The following is a 20209-nucleotide window of genomic DNA, read 5'->3' on the forward strand; positions in this document are numbered from 1 at the left end:
CTCATCCTTCTGATTTGCAGAAGTTCCCTTATCAGCATCTCCATTTGCCTGTTCCCCATCCTCTTTTTCTTTATCGGAATCAATGACAGCCGATCCAGAACTGTCCCCTTTTCCAGGAGATTCATTCATTCCGATTTCTACATGAAATTCTGAATTATCGACCTTGGCGGATCCGCTATCCGACCCAAAGTAGAAATTATAAATGACATAGACAAATATTAAGATCGGAATAAATGTAAAAATGCCTAGGATTATATTAATTGTGGTATAGCGTGAAGTTTTCTTCCGCTTGCGTCGTCTTCCATGGCGTTCCGCCCGTGACGGCAATATCGCATCTTCATTGCGATCAAGCTCGATCTCTCTGCGATGTTCTTCAAATTCAACTTTGTAATCATTATTTTTCATCGACATATTCTCCTATTCAATGGTGCTCTTCTTTATATTATGACGAATATTGTCGTAAAAGTAAACGGACAACAGACCTGTTATCCAAGTAGAATGGTAATTCTTTCATCCCAACTGACTCTTTCTTTAGCACTCTTCTTACTCTCTTTTTCATAAAGCCATCCACTATCATTGAGACCGCAATTCGAACAACATTCTTCCGGCTTCCTCCGACACAATTCACCGAAATACGACAATGCGCTTTGACGGATGCATGCTCCCCCTTTGACGAGTTGGGTCATTTGTTGAAGCTCTTCATTCTTTTCATTGGAAAGCCGATCTAGCCGGAGAAGTATTTCTTCCAGCGGATAACGCTCCCTATAATAATCAATTACCCGTTTGCCTGTCTCTGTCAAACTAGCAAGCTCTGCAGCTTCTCCCGGAGGATTCCCTTCTGAAACCATCTTGGTGTAATGGCGAATTTCCTCTTCACCAGGCAGATCGGATTGAATGATGAAACTTGTCGTCTGTTCATCAGTCTGCATATAAAGCAGTGTGGCGGCGGCAGGACGTCCATCCCTGCCCGCCCTGCCGACTTCCTGGATATATGCGGCAACGGTCGGAGGCAAATGATCATGGATCACTTGCCGAATATCATCTTTATGGACCCCCATACCGAATGCGTTCGTCGCGCATATCCATTCAAGCTCACCGCTCAGGAACTGCTCCTGGATGATGGAGCGGTCATCCTGCTCCTTCCCAGCATGATACGACTGGACGGCGACACCTTCCAGTTGGAGTTCAATCGCTAATTCATCAGCCCGTTTCCTTGATGACGCATAAATAATTCCCGGACCAACAGTCTGCGTGACACGATCCTTGATCCATTTGGTTTTTTCAAAAGCAGAATTCACTTGCCGAATCGAATAGGAGATATTTGGCCGATCCAGTGAATGCCGTTGTACAATCGGGTTTTCCATTCCGAGATATCGCTGAATATCGTTCAATACTTTTTCATCCGCTGTAGCGGTTAATGCCAATAGAGGAGGGTTTCCACTCTGTTTCAAGAAATCACCGATTCGCAAATAATCCGGACGAAAATCAAATCCCCATTGGGAAATACAATGTGCCTCATCCACGACAACCAACGATATCGGAAGCCGTTTCAATTGCCGGCCAAATGATTCTTGAGTAAGCATTTCAGGAGAAATGAAGATGAATTTATAGTTCTGCAGCTCACCGATAATCCTCTGCCGCTCGATATACGGTAAAAAAGAGGTCAAAGCGATTACCTGTTTTTCGCCATTCCGACGCATTCGCATCGCTTGGTCTTCCATTAAGGAAACAAGCGGGGAAATGATCAAGACGGAGCCTTCCATAATAATGCCTGGCAGCTGATAGCAAAGCGATTTACCCATCCCAGTCGGCAAAATGGCAATCGTATCCCGATTGTCCAAAACGTGACGAATCACTTCTTCTTGGCCGGGACGAAAATTCTCATATCCGAACCGTTCAAGCAAAACCCTTTTCAAATCCATCTACTCCACATCCTTACGCGCAGTCAAAATAAGCCGAAGCTCAAAATAGGACAGTGTATCAAATTCTTTTTTCAATAGCTTAAGGCGCTTAGTCCCCATTTCTGCTGACTTTGAAATGACTGCCCTAATCTGATCTTCCGAAACAAAATGAGTGACCGGGAAGCGCTTGTCATTCATCGCCATTTCAATGACATGGTCTTCGATAGTGCTCATCTTCAGATTTCGGATTGAGGCGATGCTTTCCATTGAATGACCTCTGTCAAAAAGCTTTTTCGTATGTAACGCAGAATCGGTCAAATAAGAATGCACCTTTATCTCAAACGCGCTTTTGGTAAGAAAAGGGAAATCATCTGATTCTTCTACTATAGGCAATAGTCTATGCAAGCTTTCAATGAAAAGTAGACGGAGGACATCAGTGCCCTCTCCCAATTCAGCAGCCAATTGATCCCACGTTTTCGCCGTTTCGGACCGGCCGGTTAACCGGCAAGCGAATATGTATTTCTGGACATCGCTCATCCCACTTTGCAAAAGCGCCATTTTCAACTCATCGCCAATTCGCTTTGAAAATCCAGGATCAGTGTAAGGTTGTCGTTCAAGAAGCCTTTTGACGAAAAGCTGGGTATCCCGATCCCTTTGAATCGGGGTGAATGAAGATTCCCCTTTGCTCATATAGGATAGGGTTTGGACAAGCAGCGCGATTCTACTGAAGAAAACCATTTCACGTCCCCTATAGTCCCATCCCCTGAAATGGAATTCGGGCAGTTCTTCCACTTTCTTATTTCCTTGTTGAGTCAGACAGACAAACTTGTCGTCTTGGATAAGCAATCCCGCCTCCATTAATTCATCAATCGCTTTAGCATATGTCGAATCTTCTAATTTTGGAAGAATGCCGAAAAAAGGTTTGACATTAAAATATTCCACGTCTGTTAATGTTTGTCCTGATTTTTTTCCGCGCAATAGATGGAAACCGGCATTTAAAGTCCGCTGGCCGTCCATTTTACTTATGACAAATAGGAGAATTGAAGACAAATTCATCGATGACCCTCCTCAAAATTAATGTTTTATTGTTGAAAACTAATGAAAACAGCTTTAGAATGGTAAGGGAACTAAATAGATAGTGCGGAGAAAAGAGGAGAGAACGTCAATGACTTGCAAAAAATACACCATCGTTGACCAGGACACATGTATTGCATGCGGAGCTTGCGGCGCTGCTGCACCTGACATCTACGATTATGACGATGAGGGGATTGCCTACGTTATTCTAGATGATAACACGGGCGTTACAGAAGTTCCAGAAGAACTATTGGAAGATATGGAAGACGCATTTGACGGTTGTCCAACAGATTCAATCAAAGTCGCGGATGCACCGTTCGATGGCGATCCGTTAAAATATGAAGACTAAAGCGTAAGGCGCCTGAAGCTGGATGATAACAAAAGCGGAGGGCGCTCGCTCAGTAACGACAGGTTTAAGACGGACATGCGAAACTGCGCATTTTGCCGTGCCGCAGGGCTGGCTTATGACCCGAGCGAATCGAACTATGAAGGGTTCGATTTGCCGTATTTCTGCGATTTTTGCAGAAATTAAGGCAGCCTTAAAGCGCTCGGAGCTGGATGATAACATGCACAAACCAAGAGGCTGCTCGGAATAATATCCGGACAGCCTCTTGGTTTTCCTTGCCCTTTAGTAGAACAGTGCAAAACCGTTGATTTGCGCTACAGACGGCACGCTTTCCGGAGGGCGTGCGATGAACCAACCCGTTCGCTTCGCTACCGTTGGTTGTTTCACCTGTCCCGCTGATCCTCCCGGAGTCGGCCGTCTTCCGCTCCAATCAACTAAGAGTCCTTTAATAATTCTAATCCTTATTTAATAATCGCACCTGTTAGTTGAACGTCATCAGACACTTTTTCACTTTATCTATAAACTCATCAATGGTTTCAATACATTTTCCACCTCTGATAAATGATAAAATGTACTGGTAGTTTCAAAATTATTTACATCTTCATTTTGCGAATAATGATATATTTTCTTCCCTTGCCCAAGTGAAATTCCAAATTCAATATGGCTCCCTTTACCTGCCTGCAATAAAACTATAAGAAAATCAGCATTCAAAACCGCATTTTTTTCTTGAAGACCAATTACCATCAAATCTTCTATCGTTGCAGCTCGTTCGTTCTTTGTCCAATCATACGTATGAACAAATCCCTTACTATTAGCTGGTATAACATGGCTACTTCCTCATGAAAGCTTTTCTCATGTTTCACTCAAATGATGTAACATCTTAACTGTTATAAATTAGACTCCTTATCCTGCCAATTGAGTTTTGGATAAATGAAATCTAGCGCAATGAATCCTAATACACTTGGAAACAAAATAAAAGCAAAAAATTGAAGTGTGAAAATTCCACTAACCTCAAAATGGTGATGTAGCGGGCTTAAAATTTGTGTTGCAGTCATAATAGCAACGTGAAACCCAATCGCTGTCCAAACATTTCCCGAGACTGCTCTAAAATAGCCTAGGATAAGCGCAAATCCAGGAATAAACAAGAGCTGTTCAAAAGAATATATAGCTCCTATAAAATAACCAAATAATGAAAACAAAAGGGTTTGTAAGATGAGCGTAACCCAATGGGGGGACAATTTATTTAAATAGTGGTAAAAATAACCTCTAAATATAAGTTCTTCAGGAAATGCCTCTATGAAAAATACAGTTATAATCAAAATGAAAACACTTAACAATAGGTGTTTAAAATCTGTTTGTACTGTTATTTCAACCCATCCCGTCATTAAACAAATAATTAGACCGATAAACGCTGGAATAGTCCAGAGTATAAAGCCAACAAAAAAAGAAGTGATATTAGTTCGAAAAGAAGATAATCCAAGTCGCTTCCACGACACTTTATCAGTTCTGCGGGCAAAATCCAACAGAAGGAAACTTAAAATACTCGTAATTATCGCAATGAAGAAGTGACTTGCACGATTGTATTCATCACCCAAAAAAACATCACTAAGGAAGCTTATAAAGCGCCAAATTATAATGGTTAATATAAGTACAACAAAAATTCTCACTACTATTTTCGCCATTCTCAACCGATCCTTTTCATCCAAACAATAACCCCCTTTAATTTAAAATTCAGACTTTATATGTAAATTAATCTTGCATTAATTTGCCTCTTAGTTCAAGAATCTTATTCCATAAAATAGCCTGATGCGATATAGGAGAATCCTGAAAAAACACCGCCTAAAAACTGCATATTCGATGCGTGTATTGTGCTTTCAAATGAATATCAAATGGATGATTCAATTTATGAAGGCGTAATTTCCGATGGAAAATACCTTGTTTACGAAATCGAACATACTTGATATCCTTCCGTGCTTACAACAGAATGGATATCAAATGGATAACAAACCAATTATGGAGAAGTACATTGGTGATATGATTAGCAACACTTATTGCGAAATATGCGTGCCGGTAAAATAAAATAATAAACAAGGAAGAACAAGTTGCTTATACATAATGAAAAACCTCTTGTTCTTCTTTATTAATCTACCATTAAGTGGTCCGTTTGAAAGATACGGACGCAATCGCATTCGATTTTGGAATATAAACAAGTTTACACTCAATTCTATCCTGGAAAAGCGCCCATTCCTTGTATATCCCCCAATTACTTAAATGTGGTCAACTCTTCTGAAACGTCGTTTAAAAAGTCTTTCTCAAATTTGATGTAGTATGCTTCATCTATCCTTGAACCTATCATTCCATCAAATAAAGATACCGATTGTATCGAGGGTAGCCCCTTGTCATTCACTACCAATTGTTGGATTGGAAAATCCCCCTCTATTTTAGCAGTTAATTGTTTTAATTGTTTTTCCGGTAATACGTTTATTGTTTGATTAACAACTGCATTAATGAGGTTTAATTGATCTTCCCCGTTCAAACTATTTCCCACTACTGTAGCATCCATCAGTAATGCCACAACCTCTTCTCCATTCAAACGATGCGTTCCCTTTTTAAAATCAAATGCCAATGTAGATATAGCTCTTACTCGGATATCTTCTAGAATGTCATACTCTATACCATTTACTGAATCAACAATCGTTGAAAATGTCTCTAAATCCATAACAGCATGATAATCTATTTTTAAATCAAACAGGTTAGAAATGGCAGTTCTTACATCTTCAGCTCCTACTGAACCTTTAGCATACGCATGTGACAATTTATCATAGGAAGTAGTTCTTTCAGTTCCTCCAATTGGAGTATAAGTATCGCGAGGGATGGATAGAACCTTCATCTTGTTTAGATCTTTACTATAAGTCAGTATAAGATTGATCGGTATTCTATTATTCTCATCTTTCACAGTTAATAAAGTCGTGATAACTTCATTTTCCTGCGCTACTGATTCGCTTGCATTTCCATTACTATCAATACGTCCGTTGCTTTCGCTGGCAATTTTCCCAGGAAGAATTGATGGGATAAACAAAAATAAACACAAGCCTACCACTACTAAAGATGCTGTGAGGGGAGCGAACTTTTTTGAAGAAGAAACGAATGATTTCTTTTTTGTTATGTCCTTATCCAGTTTTCGAATTTTTTCAAATACCTCATTACGATCTTCTTTCGTAAAACGCAGATCTTGGTCAGCTGCATTATATAACTTGTCTCTTAATCGTTTATCTTTCATGAAGCCCTGCCTCCTTTATCATTGGCTCAAGTCTTTGTTTTGCCCTTCTTAACCGGGTTTTCACTGTATTAACCGGAATGTCCAAAACCTCCGCTATTTCCTCCGTCTTTAATGACTCATAAAAGTATAGATAAACCACTTCCCGATACACTTTTGGGAGAGAAAAGATCGTATCTTTTATTTCTTCATTATTGTATTTATCGATAATTGCTTTTTCTGTTGATGGTAATATCGACTTTGCCGTTTCATTTACGAAACTTTTCACTTGCACCATTTTGTAATTCCAGCTTTTTAAATAGTCTTTACATTCGTTAATTGTTATCCGATAAAGCCATGTTTTTAGTTGTGCGTCATATCGAAACGAATCCAGGTTTTTGTAGCATTTGATAAACGCATTTTGAACGATGTCCTTAGCATTCTCTACTTCTTTCACATAAGAAAAGGCCAGTCGCACCAATTCATTACCATATTCAATCATCACTTTTTCTAATAGTTGTTCTTTTTCATCTTTGTCCAATCCACTATCCTCCCCTTCAACCTACTTCGAATTCTGCTATTAGACGACTCCCGAATCATAATAGGTTCAATTTTTCAAAATATATTTAACTTGACTACCTATAAGCTTTAATAAAAAGCCTGCATCTACGATCACGAAGTAATCATGGATACAGGCTTTTCGGCTATTATTTTTATTTCGCTAAATGGCCTGATTAAAGCACAATTCCAATCCATCAAATGCGCCCATTTCAGGAGTATTCATTTGTGTTACTTGTAATTTCTTTTTAAAAGCCCCATAAAAACAATATCATGCCAGGATCCATTCCGATAAAGTTGCTCTTTTAATTTTCCTTCTTCAATAAATCCAAGTTTTTGATACAATTTTATCGCCCGCTCATTGTAGGAAAAGACCCTTAAATTCACTTTATGCAAATTTAACTCATTAAAGGCAAAATCCAATAAAAGCTGAAAGGCCTCTCGCCCAAAACCTTTACTCCAGTAATCTTTCTCTCCAATATCAATAATACACTCAGCGTTACGGTTTCCATAATCAATATGTATGAGTGATGTGACACCAATAGGCTTATTAGACCCAATTTCCTCAATCATATATCCCTTTGAATTATTTGATTCGGTTATGATTTTGACGAAGTTTTCAGTATCGGCATAAGTAAAAACATCTAAAGATGGACTGGTAAATTGCATAACCTCCATATCATTTCTCCACTGGTGGTAAATAGAAGCATCTTCAATTCCCATTTTTCGTAATCGGACCCTTTCTCCGCTGAAAAGCATGGAAACAACTCCCTTTCAATTAATTGAGCAAAATACGATTGAAGCGTATCAATTAACTCTCATTTATTTTTTGACTGAATTCGATGAAAGAATTCAAATTCGTACAACAAGTATAACACTTCTCTTCAAGGAATTATTAAGAATCCCAAATAATAAAAAGATAATGAAAGGTTCCCACTAAAAAAACGAGTATGGGAACAATCACCTGCTCCCATACTCGCTTATTCTATATTTATTGCATCGTCAACTGACGGTTTTGTTGGTCAATCCATTTGCTCATGCTCTTATACAACAGTAATGAAATAACCATGAGCATAATGCCTTTTATCAAGTTGAACGGAAGGATCCCTAGTACGATCACGTTGAACATCGCTTCGCCTGTGTAAGCTGGCATATTCATAAAGTACACATACATCGGCAAGAACACGAAATAATTCAACGCACTCATTCCGACAGCCATGATCACTGTGCCGGTAATCAAACCAGCAGTCAAACCTTTAGCGTTTTGAACCTTCTTAAAGATGAAATAGATTGGCATAATGAAAAGAATGCCCGTTGCAAAGTTTGCTATTTCTCCTACCGGAACTCCGGTCGGACTGCCCGATAAAAACCAATGCAGTACATTTTTAAGTAGTTCAACCGCAATTCCTGCGACTGGTCCCATCGTCATGATCGCTAACACTGCCGGAATTTCACTGAAGTCGACTTTCAAGAATGCAGGCAATGCAGGCAGCGGAAAATTCAACTGCATCAACACTGTTGAAATGCTTCCCAGTATTGCAATGAGAATCATCCTTCGTAATTTCTTGTTGTTCATTTTGTTCCTCTCTCCTTTTGCGATTCACTTCAAAAGAGGAAAGGTCTGACCGTTTTTTTGTATTGTTGTCCACATCCAGCTTCGGCGGCCAAATCGATGCCTTAATTTCTGCAAAGATCGCAGAAATTAAGGCAAATCGAACCCTTCGCAGTTCGATTCGCTCGGGGTCATAAGTCAACCATGCTGTACAGCAAAAATCGCTGTTTCGCATGTCTGCCTTATGCCTGTCGCATCTAGGCAGGCCGCCTACGCATTAGATATAAAAAATCCCTAAAGCAAATACGCTTTAGGGAGAGTTTAAAAGGCAATTTTAAATAAGGGTCGGCGATAAAGAAAATTCTTTATACGTTCCCATACTTAAATAAGCACCCTTTTTGTAGACAACACAAAAAGACGGCTGCACCTTCACCTTCTCCCATCCAGACTATACTGTCGGCTCCGGAATCTCACCGGAATCAGCTGTTACGCTCGCGGGCTAGGAAGTTGAACTTCCATTTCCGCCGGTCGGGAATTGCACCCTGCCCCGAAGATGAATCAATATTATGTTACAAGTCTATTGTATCAAAAAAAAACGTTTTGTAAACTCTCCTGTTTACAAAACGTTTTCTACCTTGTTCATTATTGAGTGAACCACGTTGGATTGCTGCCAATCGGTTTCGGCAAAACTTTTGTAAGGTCATAGTTGCCAAAGCTCTCCTGGACTACGTTTTCAAGACGAACTTGCTTGTCATATTCTTTAGCGGTAAGCATAAACCCTTCTATCATCTGATTCAACGCATTCTGATCAAAAGCAGTGACATCTAATCGCTCTTTGAAAGTAATGACGGCTTCTTCACCATCCATGCGTACATCATAGTCCACATTTTGGGGAATCAATGATTCAACGATATCCCCATTCACATTTTTCATCTCGGCAAGGCCTTCTGCTACTGCATCTACAGTCGTTTCCGGCTCATAAGGGGCTAAGTAAATCTTCCCGGAAGGCATTGTATATTTGTAATAAGGGAATGGTTGCTTCAATTTGATGGGTTCGGATTTCCCGACATTTTCAAACGAGGTCGGATTTCCTTTTTCGTCAACGAGCTGTAACTCATCAAATTGAGAAAAGGTTCCCTTCATCGAGTTTTCATAAAAGTCTACAGTTGCTTCCGACATATCATACGTATGCCCATCAGGAATTTGATGATGGAGAATACCGTTTTCCACATATAACTTGCCTTTATACGGATGGTAGTCATCGAAACCAAGTTCAGCTTCAGGAAGTTCAGCGGCATATTTATTATACAGTTCAACAGCTGTAGGATTTCCTTGTGGAAAATCGGAATGGAACACCGATTCCGGAATCAAAAATGTGATCGGAACAACATTCGCCGATTCCACCAATCCGACTTGAAAAGCCTGTGCACCATGCAGCTCATCTGCAAGCACCACATGACTTTCAAAAGCCGCGGAATTCATGGCCCTCGATTCCTTTGCTTCAGATACACCAAAAACATCTGCCGCTTCCTCAGTTGTTTCATTTTCAGTTGAGGATTCAATCTCCGGACCGGTTTTAAAAGCCCGAGGAGCACTCGAATCTTCAATTGCGCCTTCATTATGATTGAGCATCGAAGGGACGATTAAACCGAGAAGGAGCAACGCGGCAGACGCCACAATAATAGGCATCCATTTTTTCGGGTTCATCCGACGAGATTTTTTCAGTCGCTGATCCTGTTTAAGACGATCAAAGATTTGTTCCTTGGAACGGTCATCTTCAATTTTCGGCATTGAATGAAGAAGGCTTTCCAGCTTATCATCATCCCATTGATTATTTGTCATTCATGTTCCCTCCTCTGCCGAAAGAGCATTCAATTTCTTTTGCAATGCTTTGATTGCACGGTGTTGGGTTGTTTTCACCTTTCCTTCGGTCCAGCCGAGGGTGTCGGCGGTTTCCGCTATGGTGAGCTCCTGGAAATATCGTAAAATGATCACCATCTTTTGGTCGCCCGTGCATGTATCCAAAACTCGCAGCAATTGTTTCATCTCTTCATTCAACGATGCAATTTCTTCAGGAGTGCTGCCGATCGAGGGCAATTCGCTCTGCTCCCAGTCAAATTTATCGAAGTTATGTTTTTGACGTACATTCTTTTTTCGGAAATGATCTATCGCGACATTTTTGGCAATGGAAAAAAGCCATGTCTTTTCAGAGCTTTTTCCTTCAAAACCGGCATAGGCCTTCAAGACTCTGATATACACTTCATGCATTAGATCCTCGGACGAATGTCGATCTCCTGTCAAGTAAATAAGGAAATTGAAGACATCCTGATGGTATTGCTCATATAGCCTGTGGAAAACGGAGTCATCCACGAAATCCCCCCGTTCAATACATTAGTCGTAATTCAAGATGAAAAGTTTCATCTTCCGCTTATTTTTCGTCAATTCCTTTTACAGCAATTCCTCATTACCATCTGCAGGTCCTGTCGGCAATACGCATTTAAAGATTGTTCCTGAAGTTTCACCAAGTTCTGCGGTAATTTTGCCTTCATGCGAGTCGATAATATTTTTCGCAATCGCAAGCCCCAAACCGGTTCCGCCTTTCCCTCTCGTCCTCGCTTTGTCAGCTTTATAAAAACGTTCAAAAATGAAAGGAAGATCCTCTTTTGGTATGCCGCTTCCCGTATCAGCGACGGAAATTTCAACGATGTCCCCTTTCCTTTCGACACCGACAGTCACTTTTCCTCCGTCAGGCGTATGGCGGATTGCATTATCAATCAAGTTTGTGAATACCTGCTCGAGTCGGTCGTCATCAGCAAAAACAATGATCTCTTTATCATTATCGTTAAAGTCCAATGAAAGCATTACGTTTGAATCACGGGCAATTTGCATGAACTTATTTCGTACCCTATCCAAGAAAGGAATAAGCGGGAAATTCAATTTATATAGCCTCATATGGCCGGATTCCATTCGCGCAAGGTCGAGTAGATCTGTTACGAGCCTACTCATCCGCTTCGACTCATCGTGAATGATCTGAACCATTTCATTGCGTTCTTCTTCGCTCGTCATCACATCATCTATGATGGCTTCACTATATCCTTGCAGTAAGGATATAGGCGTTCGTAATTCGTGGGAGACATTTGCTATGAAATCGGACCTGAGCTTATCAAGTTTATGCTGGTCGGTCATGTCCCGCAACACAGCCACCGCTCCACGAATGCTGTTTTCACTGTAAAGCGGACTAATGGAAATGCCGTAAAACTGGCCGCCGATTTCAAGCTCATCCTCCACTTCCTCTGCAAAGGATATGGCGTGTTCAAGCATATGAAAAATTTCTTTCGGCAGCACTTTATCATCTGCGCCATTGGCAAAATACCACTTCTGTAATAAGCGTTCAGCTTGGGGGTTGCTTAAAAGAATCGAATAATCACGATTGAATGTGATGACTGCATCCGTCATCGATGTGAGGATGCTTGATAACTGTTCCTTTTCTTGCTTGATTAGTTCCATTTGGTATTTCAACTGCCTGCCCATCTGGTTGAAAGCGGTCGCCAACTGGCCAATCTCATCATTTTGCATGACCGGCAGACGCGTTTCAAAGTTCCCTTTCGACAACTCAAAGGCTGCCTGTTTCATCCCGCGTAATGGAGATGTAATTTTCGTGGAAAGAAAGAAGGCGAAAATGGTCGTTAATACAAAAGCGATGAAAGCAGATAAGAAAACGATATGCGTTGTGCTTTTAGTCGTACGGTGGACAGCATCAAGGCTTTGGTACATGACGATTGAATGGATTGTACCATCTATCTCAGCATACGGAAACGTAAGAACCAAGTATTTTTCCATGATATTTTCATCCACGAGAGATGGTAGAATCATTTCTTTTACAACTTTTTCGTTGATTTCAATATCCGAAAAGAATTTCGATTCCGTTAGGATCTTCTGCTCTATCTTTTCTTGATTCAATCCGCTATGAAATGAATAATAGACCTCTTTATTCGAATCGATGATCATCGCATTCGTTTCGTTATCCAATATATCCTGGATGATGAGCCGCATGGCAGATTCGTTTTCATGGTCTAGAACGATTTTACCGATTGTCGTCGCTTCCCTGCGCAACGAATCCTCTGCCTGATTCGTATGGAAATTGTCTAGGAATTCAAGTAGAAGGACAGTTACGATAAAAAGGACAAAGGAAACGAGAAGCAATATGGTTGCCCATAGCTTCCCGACGATTGAATGCCATATTCTATTCATTCGGAACCTCGAACTTATAGCCGACGCCCCAAACCGTAACGATCATTTTAGCCGCACTCTCAGAGACACGGCTAAGCTTTTCCCGCAGTCGCTTTACATGTGTATCGACAGTACGTAAATCTCCGAAAAATTCGTAGTGCCATACTTCTTTCAATAATTGCTCTCGATCAAACACCTTGTCAGGCGACTTCGCAAGAAAATAGAGCAATTCGTATTCCTTCGGCGTCAAGTTCACTTCTTTCCCTTCGGCCGTCACCCGGTGTGCGTCATGATCGATCGTCAATTGCGGGAAGACGACAAGATCTTTCGAACTGTTCGCAGCTGTTGCATCCGGGAATGTGACCGATCTTCTCAAAATCGCTTTGACACGCAATACAACCTCGCGCGGACTGAATGGCTTGACGATGTAATCATCTGCACCAGTTTCAAATCCAGCTACCCGGTCCGATTCCTCTCCCTTTGCTGTCAATAGAATGACCGGCGTCATTTTCTTTTCATCACGAAGCTCCTGCAATACTTCAAGGCCATCTTTTTCAGGCATCATCAAGTCGAGTAAAATGCAGTCATAATGATTGGCGAACGCTTTTTCGATCGCTTCGGCCCCGTCAACTGCCTCGTCGATTTCGAAGCCTTCGCGGGATAAATACATATTGAGAAGACGGCGGATCCGATCCTCGTCGTCCACCACTAATAACTTAACAGTCTCTTCCATATTCCATTTCCCCTTTCAACAACACTTCTGTTCTCATTGTACAAGTTGTCTATAAAAAAAGAAACTGCACAGTTCCATACCGGCACTGTGCAGTTCTTTCGGTTTATGCGTATGAATGCAAACCGGCGATGATCAGGTTCACGGCAATCAGATTGAACATGATGATGACAAATCCGATAACCGCAAGCCAAGCAGATTTTTTCCCTTCCCATCCTTTTGAAAGACGAAGGTGGAGGAAAGCTGCGTAAAACAGCCATGTAATCAGTGCCCAAACCTCTTTCGGGTCCCAGCCCCAAAATCTCGACCAAGCTTCATGCGCCCAAATCATTGCAAAAATCAATGCTCCAAGGGTGAAGACAGGGAAGCCAATCAGAACAGAACGATAACCGATTTCATCCATGAGTTGTGAATTCGCTTTTTTCGCAAATGGCTGCAATAGTGATGCAATCGGTCTTCGAAAAATAAGACGTAAGATAAGATATAGAATAGTTCCTGTTACGACCGACCAAACAAACGTCGTCAATTTCTGTGCGTTTATGACAGCTGGCATTTCCGCCCACGGCTCCATCGCTCCAGGAGTTTGCGCTTCATATTCATGCATCCCGAATAATGGCGGGTAATGATAGGTTATTTTTGCAGGTGCCTCATTTTTATCAATATACGTGAAATGTGCTTCATATCCTGCAACCTTGAATGTCGTCGAAGATAAGACGAATCCCAGAACAAGAACAATTGTAAACATGACCGCTTCGAGCCAAAAGCGCTGTCTCGATGGCTTTGTCATATCTACGTGCTTCAACAAGTAAATAAGACCTGCCACAGCGCTGATTGCAAGGATCGACTCTCCAATCACCGTAGTGATGACATGGACTGCCAGCCATATACTTTGCAATGCGGGTATGAGCGGCGTAATTTCACGTGGAAACATGCTCGCATACCCGATAATGATAACAGCTATCGGCAATGCGAATAATCCAAGGGATGGCGTCCGATACAAGAAAAACAGTAGGATGAATGCCCCTACAAGCATCATGCCGAACGCAGTCGTAAATTCAAACATATTACTTAATGGAGCATGGCCTGAAGCCATCCACCTCGTAATGAAATAGCCAAGATGGGTGATGAAGCCTATGATCGTGATTGTAATCCCTACATTGCCCCATCGATGATTGCTATAGGACGCTTCCGATTTAGCGCCCTTCACTGCGCCACCAAAAAATAGAGTGGCAACCAAATAGGCAATGAACGAGACTAAAAGCAAATTCGCGCTTAAAGATGCTAATCCCATTATTATTTTTCCCCTTCCTCTTCCTCAGATGACGATTCATTGTCCAGCCTGTCTTCGTATTTCGGCAGGTCTGCGAATTCCTTCACGGCATTCAAGTCCTTTTTCAACGAGAACCAGTTTTTATTCGTATGGGCAGCAATCAATAACTCTTCGCCTTCCCCTTTCTGGATCCAAATCCGTCTATGGTTCCAATAAGAACCTTGGATGACGCCAATCATGAAAATGAGTCCACCTAATAGAAGAATATACAACGTTTTATCTTTCCGGATCGTCAAACCTGAAATATCCCGAGTCTCCGCGCTGACAAACTTCACTTGATACGCATTTTCTTCGGTTTCAAGTGTTTGTCTAATTGCGACAAAGCTCTTTTCTCCATTCGGCTTCTCGGGAGTAATCATGTCGAAGATGAATGCCGGGTTGTTCGGAATCGGTGATTTGGAAACAGGCTCACCATTTTCAACACCATCATAATCCGCATAATACCCGATTAAATCGACTCTTGCCCCATCATTCAGTTCATATACTCCTTCTGGGTCGTCCAAATCGATCGTAAATTGCCCAAATGACTTACCAGTTTTCTTTTCGATCAGCTGCATCGTCATCGATTTCAATTCGGCCAATCGGTAATCCATTTGGAATATGTTGTACCCATCGAATTTTAACGGCTTATTGACGACAATCGGATAGTCTTTGACATGCTCGAGATCTGTTGATCCTGGCAAACTGTCTTCTTTCTTTTTGTATAAAGAGACATCGGTCTGATAGGATTTCACAATAGTGCCAACACGGTCGATCGCCTCTCCGAAAACTTCATCGGCCTCTTCCTTAGAATACGTTTCAAGAATGAAATCCTTATTCTCTAAATAATAGTCGGGAGCACCGGGTATGGACCTCAGTTCCCCTTCCCGTATCCACATCGTCTGATCGACATAAAAGCCAGGGATGCCGCGTAGCAGGACCCCAAACAAGAAAATAATCAACCCGGTATGATTTACATACGGACCCCAACGGGAGAAACGGTTCTTTTCAGCTAAAATTGCTCCATCTTCCGTTTTTACATTGTATTTCATGTTCTTCAGTTTCTCTTCTGCTTTCGCAAGAGAGGAACCAGCATCTCCGGATAGGCCAGCCCCGTATATCCGTTGACGCTTCATGAATGAAGCATGTCGTTTCGTCCGCTGCTTCTTCAATGATTTATAAAGCGGAATCACCCTGTCGACACTCGCAATAATAATGGACGTACCCAGCATGCCGATCAAAATTTTAAACCACCAGCTATTATACATATCATAGAAGCCTAATTTGTAATAGAGAGTTCCTATGATTCCGTACAGACGCTCATAATATGCTAATAATTCCGCTGGTGAATCCTGGTTTACCGGCACATAAAGTTTCTGTGGGAAGAGCGTACCGATCGCTGAAGTGGCAAGCACCGCGATAATGATGCCGACACCAACTTTAACACTCGAGAAGAAATTCCAAATCTTATCGATGATCGACCTTTTATACGTCTGCGATCTGCGGGCAGATCCTTCATAACGCATATCGACAACTTCACTTTTTTTCGCTTCCTCGGTCATTGGACGGCCGCATTTTTCACATAGCACCGTTCCGAATGGGTTGTCATGACCGCATTGGCATTTGATTTTACTCATGTGTACGAACTCCTTATCAAGGTTGAATGCTTTCCATGTACGAAATGATTTCCTTCTCCGTCATTTCAGCAGTGATGACTTTCGTTATCCGCCCATCTTTGTCGATCAGCAATGTCGTCGGAAGCGGTAGAATGTTATATAGTTCCTTGACATCTTTATTTTTATCGATGACGATCGGAAACGTCAGACCATATTGATCACGGAATGTATCCACTTTCAGATTGGACTCAGCGATATTCACTGACAATACATGAACACCTTTTTCCTTGAAGGCTTGGTATTGATTTTCAATGTAGGGCATCTCCCGCTTGCAAGGAGGGCACCACGTTCCCCAAAAGTTCAGGAAAACGCCTTCTCCTGCATAGTCTGATAGCCGATGTTTGTTCCCATCGAGATCGACAAGTTCAAAATCCGGAGCTTTGTCACCTACTGCCAGGACTTCGACTTTGTCTTTTGAGAAAATGGAAAATAGAATAGCTGCTGCAAGCAAAAGTAAAACAACACCTCGAAAAATGAGGCGCGAACGCTTTTTATTCGCCTTGGACAATTGATAGCCCCCTAACGTAGTAAGATACCGATACTCATTATAACAAAAGAATTATCATAATAATGGCAGAGTCGTGATAGGTTTGTGAACGTTTTCAATCAAAAGCGCAGGGCGCGGTTGCAAAAGGTTCGCAGTCTCAGTTCACCGCGTCCTCATAGTACCTTAATTTCTGAAAAATACACAGAAATACGGCAAATCGAACCGTTTGCAGTTCGATTGGCAACGACTGCACGAGCTGCATCCTGCCTGCCTCAGGCATAAGGCGGATCTGCGAAACGGCGCTCTTTGCCGTGCAGCAGAGCTGACTTATGACCCGAGCTGTTGCCACTCGGAGTCTAGACGGAATACAAGTTCACAGCACACTTATCCGATTTTTCCTGTTTCCGCCAACACTCTTAACTGTTTCACTTCATGGGTCGTCAATTCACGCGCTTCCCCGGCATTTAAACCGTGTGTCGTCAACATCGCGAACGACTCCCTTCTCAATTTCTGTACCGGGCAGCCGATTGCATCGAACATTCTGCGGACTTGGCGGTTACGCCCTTCGTGGATTGTAATTTCAACAATTGCGGTGCCTGTCTTCTTATCGAATGACTGCATTTTCACCCTGGCAGGCGCCGTCATGCCATCCTCCAGTTCGATGCCGCGTTCCAATTTTTTTAATGCATCCCGTTCAGGTATCCCTTTCACTTTTGCGACGTACTTCTTCAGGATGCCGAACTTTGGATGTGTCATCAGATAGGAAAAGTCACCATCATTCGTCATGATGATAATTCCAGATGTGTCAAAATCAAGTCTTCCCACAGGAAAAATTCTTTCTTCCACCATCGGAAGGAGATCAAGGACTGTCTTTCTTCCTTTTTCATCACTGACAGTCGAAATATAGCCTCTAGGCTTATATAGCAAATAATAAACGAATTGCTCTTTGACTAGCTCCACGCCTTCGACTTCCACACGGTCTGCTCGTGTCACCTTTGTCCCTAATTCCGTTACCACTTTTCCGTTCACTTTCACTTTCCCTTCGACGATGAGTGTTTCCGCTTTTCTACGAGATGCTACACCCGCTTGTGCTAGTACTTTTTGTAATCTTTCCAATTCGTCACCTTCCTTCTACCTCAAAAAATTATGTCATATTTCCATGAAAATGAAAAGAAGACCGACCTGTATACAGTCAGTCTTCCCTAATTATTTCATATTCAGAGCATTGATGAGTCACTTATGGATGTCAATTTCAGCTGTGATCAGCAATTCATTATCAAGTGACACCGTCCAAGTCCCCTTCACTTTTTTGTCGTCCTTCCTCGGTATATAGACAACATGGGAGACTCTTTCCACTTCTTCTTCATTCAAGAGCAGAACAATCGGCTTTTTCAATTCCCCATTCACGCCTGGAAGGATACGGTATTTACCTTTTTTCGCAACTGTGACATTCTCGTATTTTTTGAACGTCTCATTTGCCAGGTACTCATGTGTATTCCAGTCATTCCCATCGTTCAGGGTAACAATGATCAGTTTCTTGCCATCCTTTTCGAAATAAGTTGCAAGGGTTCTGCCCGCAGCTTTCGTAAATCCTGTCTTTCCTGCGATGACAAAATCATTTGTATGGATCATACGATGCTTATTCCGCCAACTTCGTACTTCGTCTCCTTTTCGATAAACGAAGTTTTCCGTCGAAGCAATTTTATGGAATTTTTCATTTTTCATCGCAAAATAAAGCATCAATGCCGTCTCGTATGCAGTTGACAAGTGGCGATCATCATGAAGTCCCGACGGATTCATAAATGTTGTTCGCTCAAATCCATATAATTGCGCTTTTCTATTCATCAACTCGACAAAACCATCAACCGATCCGCCTGCATGCTCCGCAAGTGCATATGCAGCATCATTGCCAGACCGCAGCATCAGTCCATACAACAATGCGTCAGTATCCATTTTCTTACCTTGCTCCAAATAAATGGATGAGCCCTCCGCAGAGGCTGCCTCCGGAGATATACGTATTTCACCTTCCGAAGCCCCGCTTTCAATGAACGTCAATGCCGTCCAAATCTTTGTTAGGCTCGCAATCGGCAATTGCAGGTTTTCATTGGACCCGTCCAAAAGACGACCTGTATCGGCATCGATGACTGCCCATGCACTTCCTGACGCCGCTTCTTTCGGTACTGCAACCAATAAAACCGATAAGAACAGAACAATGGCTACCGCCTGCCTCAATCATTGTTTCCTCCTTCTTCTGTTATTTCAAATGCTTCTTGGAATTTTGTCATGAATAGATCGGTGTCTCCGAATGATTCCTCCTCTTCCCCCTCAGCCAACGGAGGAAGCATATCGATCGATTCCAGCCCGAATCTGTCCAAAAACAAATCAGTCGTCCCATAAAGTATTGGCCTGCCGCTGCCTTCCATACGCCCTTTTTCCATTATGAATCCTTTCGCAACGAGCGTCTGGATCGGGCCGTCCGACTTCACTCCACGCAAATCATCAATTTCCACACGGGTGACGGGCTGCTTGTACGCAATGATCGCCAACACTTCCATTGAAGCTTGTGTAATTGAATTACGGGCCGGATTTTCAAGCATCCGCAGAATATCATCAGCGAACTCGGCTTTCGTCACCAGCCGGTAATGACCTCCGTATAGCCTAAGAGTAATTCCCGCGTCTGGCCTTTTTTCATAATTTGCACGCAGCCCCTCAGCAATGGCTGCTGCCGCGTCTGTTTCCACTTGAAGCAAGGCGGCGATTTGACTTAATGTTAATCCGTCATCACCCGCTATGAATAAAAAGCTTTCCAACATCCCTACAAGCCTTTCATCGATTGTTTCCATTATTCGCTTCCCCTCCAACCACAACTGTCATTTTACCGAAATTGTTTTCTTGTTTAACGATAATGTCGAGTCGTTTCATCAATTCCAATAATGATAGGAATGTCACCACTAAGTCTTCAATGTCTTCTTTTTCAAATAAACTTTCAAAATCACAGCTGCCGCCGAGTCTTTCAAGTGATGTCATGATGGCATCCATCTTTTCACTAACCGAAAGCTCTGATTTTGCGATATTGGCGGTCAATGGAGC

General features: G+C 42.0%; 21 protein-coding genes and 1 riboswitch. Of the genes, 1 reads left to right on the top strand and 20 read right to left on the bottom strand.

What is annotated here, in order from left to right; translation table 11 throughout:
- The 3 genes from AWV70_RS13095 to AWV70_RS13105 all read right to left on the bottom strand — a co-directional run.
- A partial coding sequence (locus tag AWV70_RS13095; RefSeq protein ID WP_153009987.1) for a hypothetical protein occupies positions 1–405 on the bottom strand: 405 nt, incomplete at its 3' end.
- Between the two features lie 80 nt (positions 406–485).
- Positions 486–1922, bottom strand: coding sequence for a RecQ family ATP-dependent DNA helicase (locus AWV70_RS13100; protein ID WP_060207853.1), 1437 nt, complete (start codon positions 1920–1922; stop codon positions 486–488).
- Positions 1923–2957, bottom strand: coding sequence for a helix-turn-helix domain-containing protein (locus tag AWV70_RS13105; RefSeq protein ID WP_060207858.1), 1035 nt, complete (start codon positions 2955–2957; stop codon positions 1923–1925). It abuts the gene before it with no gap.
- Between the two features lie 109 nt (positions 2958–3066).
- Here AWV70_RS13105 and AWV70_RS13110 point away from each other — a divergent pair, with 109 nt between their 5' ends.
- Positions 3067–3324, top strand: coding sequence for a ferredoxin (locus tag AWV70_RS13110; protein ID WP_060207861.1), 258 nt, complete (start codon positions 3067–3069; stop codon positions 3322–3324).
- 513 nt (positions 3325–3837) lie between these two features.
- Here AWV70_RS13110 and AWV70_RS13115 read toward each other — a convergent pair.
- The 17 genes from AWV70_RS13115 to AWV70_RS24605 form a co-directional block, all read right to left on the bottom strand.
- Positions 3838–4065 (bottom strand): hypothetical protein, encoded by a 228-nt coding sequence (locus AWV70_RS13115; RefSeq protein WP_235588663.1) that lies wholly within the window; start codon positions 4063–4065, stop codon positions 3838–3840.
- Between the two features lie 143 nt (positions 4066–4208).
- On the bottom strand, positions 4209–5027 hold the full coding sequence (locus AWV70_RS13120; RefSeq protein ID WP_060207867.1) for a CPBP family intramembrane glutamic endopeptidase: 819 nt from the start codon (positions 5025–5027) through the stop codon (positions 4209–4211).
- Positions 5028–5584: 557 nt separating this feature from the next.
- Positions 5585–6601 carry an LCP family protein gene (locus AWV70_RS13125; RefSeq protein WP_060207870.1) on the bottom strand — a complete coding sequence of 339 codons (1017 nt, stop codon included), beginning with the start codon at positions 6599–6601 and terminating at the stop codon, positions 5585–5587.
- Positions 6591–7118, bottom strand: coding sequence for a sigma-70 family RNA polymerase sigma factor (locus AWV70_RS13130; protein ID WP_060207874.1), 528 nt, complete (start codon positions 7116–7118; stop codon positions 6591–6593). The genes AWV70_RS13125 and AWV70_RS13130 overlap by 11 nt, the downstream gene beginning before the upstream one ends.
- Before the next feature lie 248 nt (positions 7119–7366).
- Positions 7367–7894: a GNAT family N-acetyltransferase gene (locus AWV70_RS13135; RefSeq protein WP_060207876.1), complete on the bottom strand. Its 528-nt coding sequence runs from the start codon at positions 7892–7894 to the stop codon at positions 7367–7369.
- A 232-nt stretch (positions 7895–8126) separates the two neighbouring features.
- Positions 8127–8711: an ECF transporter S component gene (locus AWV70_RS13140; protein WP_060207879.1), complete on the bottom strand. Its 585-nt coding sequence runs from the start codon at positions 8709–8711 to the stop codon at positions 8127–8129.
- Positions 8712–9114: 403 nt separating this feature from the next.
- Positions 9115–9246, bottom strand: a riboswitch (FMN riboswitch).
- 83 nt (positions 9247–9329) lie between these two features.
- Positions 9330–10529 carry a hypothetical protein gene (locus tag AWV70_RS13145; protein ID WP_060207881.1) on the bottom strand — a complete coding sequence of 400 codons (1200 nt, stop codon included), beginning with the start codon at positions 10527–10529 and terminating at the stop codon, positions 9330–9332.
- Positions 10530–11057 (bottom strand): RNA polymerase sigma factor SigX, encoded by a 528-nt coding sequence (locus AWV70_RS13150; protein WP_060207884.1) that lies wholly within the window; start codon positions 11055–11057, stop codon positions 10530–10532. It abuts the gene before it with no gap.
- Positions 11058–11135: 78 nt separating this feature from the next.
- On the bottom strand, positions 11136–12938 hold the full coding sequence (locus AWV70_RS13155) for an ATP-binding protein (RefSeq protein WP_060207887.1): 1803 nt from the start codon (positions 12936–12938) through the stop codon (positions 11136–11138).
- Positions 12931–13650, bottom strand: a complete 720-nt coding sequence (locus AWV70_RS13160; RefSeq protein ID WP_060207890.1) for a response regulator transcription factor — start codon at positions 13648–13650, stop codon at positions 12931–12933. Before AWV70_RS13160 ends, AWV70_RS13155 begins: the two co-directional genes overlap by 8 nt.
- A gap of 103 nt (positions 13651–13753) precedes the next feature.
- Complete coding sequence (ccsB, locus tag AWV70_RS13165) at positions 13754–14938, bottom strand: c-type cytochrome biogenesis protein CcsB (protein ID WP_060207893.1); 1185 nt, start codon at positions 14936–14938, stop codon at positions 13754–13756.
- Positions 14939–14940: 2 nt separating this feature from the next.
- Positions 14941–16593 (bottom strand): cytochrome c biogenesis protein ResB, encoded by a 1653-nt coding sequence (gene resB, locus AWV70_RS13170; protein ID WP_060207896.1) that lies wholly within the window; start codon positions 16591–16593, stop codon positions 14941–14943.
- A 16-nt stretch (positions 16594–16609) separates the two neighbouring features.
- Positions 16610–17140, bottom strand: coding sequence for a thiol-disulfide oxidoreductase ResA (resA, locus tag AWV70_RS13175; protein WP_060207900.1), 531 nt, complete (start codon positions 17138–17140; stop codon positions 16610–16612).
- Positions 17141–17503: 363 nt separating this feature from the next.
- Entirely contained in the window at positions 17504–18235 is a 732-nt protein-coding gene (locus AWV70_RS13180; RefSeq protein WP_060207903.1) for a pseudouridine synthase, read from the bottom strand.
- 117 nt (positions 18236–18352) lie between these two features.
- Entirely contained in the window at positions 18353–19351 is a 999-nt protein-coding gene (locus AWV70_RS13185) for a D-alanyl-D-alanine carboxypeptidase family protein (protein ID WP_060207906.1), read from the bottom strand.
- A complete protein-coding gene (scpB, locus tag AWV70_RS13190; RefSeq protein WP_060207909.1) occupies positions 19348–19962 on the bottom strand; it encodes an SMC-Scp complex subunit ScpB in 615 nt (204 codons plus the stop codon). Before scpB ends, AWV70_RS13185 begins: the two co-directional genes overlap by 4 nt.
- Positions 19946–20209: segregation/condensation protein A (locus AWV70_RS24605; RefSeq protein ID WP_235588664.1), on the bottom strand; the 264-nt coding region annotated here is incomplete at its 5' end. The genes AWV70_RS24605 and scpB, both read right to left, overlap by 17 nt.

The sequence above is a fragment of the Sporosarcina koreensis genome, from assembly GCF_001531445.1.
Lineage (GTDB): Bacteria > Bacillota > Bacilli > Bacillales_A > Planococcaceae > Sporosarcina > Sporosarcina koreensis_C.